The organism is Mycobacterium sp. (genome assembly GCF_049802695.1).
Lineage (GTDB): Bacteria > Actinomycetota > Actinomycetes > Mycobacteriales > Mycobacteriaceae > Mycobacterium.
Genome location: NZ_JBARMY010000199.1, coordinates 1 through 1,916 on the forward strand (window position 1 = coordinate 1; position 1,916 = coordinate 1,916).

Genomic DNA, 1,916 nt, shown 5'->3' on the forward strand with positions numbered 1-1,916 from the left:
GTCGCGCACGGTGCCGGAGACGAGGATTTCACCGGCGCCGGCCTGGCCGAGGATCCGCGCCGCGATGTGCACGGCCATCCCGCCGATGTCGGTGTCCAGCAGTTCGCACTCGCCGGTATGAATGCCAGTGCGGATCTCGACGCCCAGCGTCTCGGCCTCAGCACGCAACGCCTCGGCACAACGAATGGCCTGCGTCGGGCCGTCGAACGTGGCGAGGTGGCCGTCGCCGGTGCTTTTGACCACCCTGCCGCCGACCCGTTGCGTGAGCTCTGCTGTGATCTCACCGAACCGGTGCAGCACCGCCCGCCACCGCTCGTCGCCCGCCGCCGCGGCGTGTTGCGTCGACGCGACCATGTCGGTGAACAGCACGGTGCGCAGGGCGCGATGAGACTGCGGCGGCGCCGCATGGCTGCCGGTGAGGAACTCCTCAATCTCGGTCAGGATCTTGTCGGGCTCCGTGAACCAGGGCGCGTGGTCCGCGCCGTCGACCTCGAGGTATCGCGTGCCGGGGATGTGGTCGGCGAGGTAGCGGCTATATTGCACCGGCAAGACGTCCTCGCCGGCATGGATGACAAGGGTCGGCGCGGCGATCGTCGCCAGGATCGGCCGGACGTCGATCCGAAAGTTCGATTCCATTGTCGCTCGCACCATCCCCGGGCTTGCGCTCATGCGCTCGAACACTGCGAGTTGGCCTACTGACCGAACCGACGGGAACATCCGACTGGTTGCTGCGCCGCTGCCCCACGCCGAGTTGGCGAAGCGGCTGAGCTCCATGAAGCGGGCAATCTGGTTCGTCGACGGCGTGTACTTCTCACCGAACTCCAGTAAGTAGCGCGCCCGCAGCTCGGCTGGGTCGCGATCCAAGTCGCCCCAGCTGGCGCCGGGCAGGGCCGCGAATGAGCCGTAGATGATCAGTGCCCGCGTTCGCTCCGGTCGTTTCGCCGCAAACGCGATGGCCTGTGGGCCGCCCTCGCTCATACCGAAGAGGACGGGCTTTTCGAAACCGACGGCGTCCATGACGGCCTCGATCTCGGCCGCTCGCTCTTCAAGCAACCGTACTTTCGGGATGGGGTCCGACAGTCCGACCCCAGCCTTATCGAACAAGAGGACCCGACAGAATGTGGCGAGCCGATCGAAGAAGGCCTTGAACTCGGGCATGGCCCAGGACAGCTCGACGTGGGTGACTATCGGTCCGACGAAGACGAGCTCGACCGGCCCGTCGCCGAATACCTGATACGCCAGGCTGAGATGGCCGCACGATGCGTATGACGTTTCCGCCACCGGACGAGCGTACTGCGCTCGGGCGCTAGCCGTACCGGATCCCCTGCATCGCGCCTGTGCGTACGACAACGCGGCCTTCTCCGCCCTGCTAGAACTCTGGCCTGGCGCATCATGGCTTTTCACCGAGGAGAAACTGCGGGTTAGGAGTCGCCCGGAGTTTCAGTCCGCCGGACCCAGCAGCAGGTCGGCGTCGAAACAACTGTGATCGCCGGTGTGGCAGGCACCGCCGACCTGGTCGACCTCCAGCAACACCGCGTCGCCGTCACAGTCCAGGCGCACCGAATGCACATGCTGGGCGTGACCCGACGTCGCGCCCTTGATCCACTGCTCGCCGCGGGACCGGGAAAAGTACGTGGCCTCACGGGTTTTCAGAGTGCGTGCCAGCGCGTCGTCGTCCATCCACGCAATCATCAGCACATCACCGCTACCTCGCTCCTGCACGATCGCAGTGAACAATCCGTCGGCGTTGCGCTTGAGGCGGCCTGCGATCTTTGGATCCAGTGTCATCGCACACTGATCCCCGCGGCGGCCATCGCCGCCTTGACCTGTCCGATGGTCAGCTCCCGGAAATGGAAGACACTGGCCGCCAGGACCGCGTCGGCGCCCGCGCCGACCGCCGGGGCGAAGTGTTCCAC

The 1,916-nt window shown here is 66.2% G+C and carries 2 protein-coding genes and 1 pseudogene; all 3 read right to left on the bottom strand.

All coding sequences use genetic code 11. The features are described from left to right. A partial coding sequence (locus tag WA317_RS07990) for an adenylate/guanylate cyclase domain-containing protein (RefSeq protein WP_425172522.1) occupies nucleotides 1-1,281 on the bottom strand: 1,281 nt, incomplete at its 3' end. 159 nt (nucleotides 1,282-1,440) lie between these two features. After that, on the bottom strand, nucleotides 1,441-1,788 hold the full coding sequence (gene hisI / locus WA317_RS07995) for a phosphoribosyl-AMP cyclohydrolase (RefSeq protein ID WP_425172523.1): 348 nt from the start codon (nucleotides 1,786-1,788) through the stop codon (nucleotides 1,441-1,443). Beyond that, nucleotides 1,785-1,916 (bottom strand): annotated as a pseudogene (locus WA317_RS08000) (imidazole glycerol phosphate synthase subunit HisF); the annotation flags it as partial. The pseudogene WA317_RS08000 and the gene hisI, both read right to left, overlap by 4 nt.

Excerpts from the sequence above, each read along its gene's own strand:
- hisI (WP_425172523.1), bottom strand. The coding sequence starts at position 1,788 with ATGACACTGGATCCAAAGATCGCAGGCCGCCTCAAGCGCAACGCCGAC.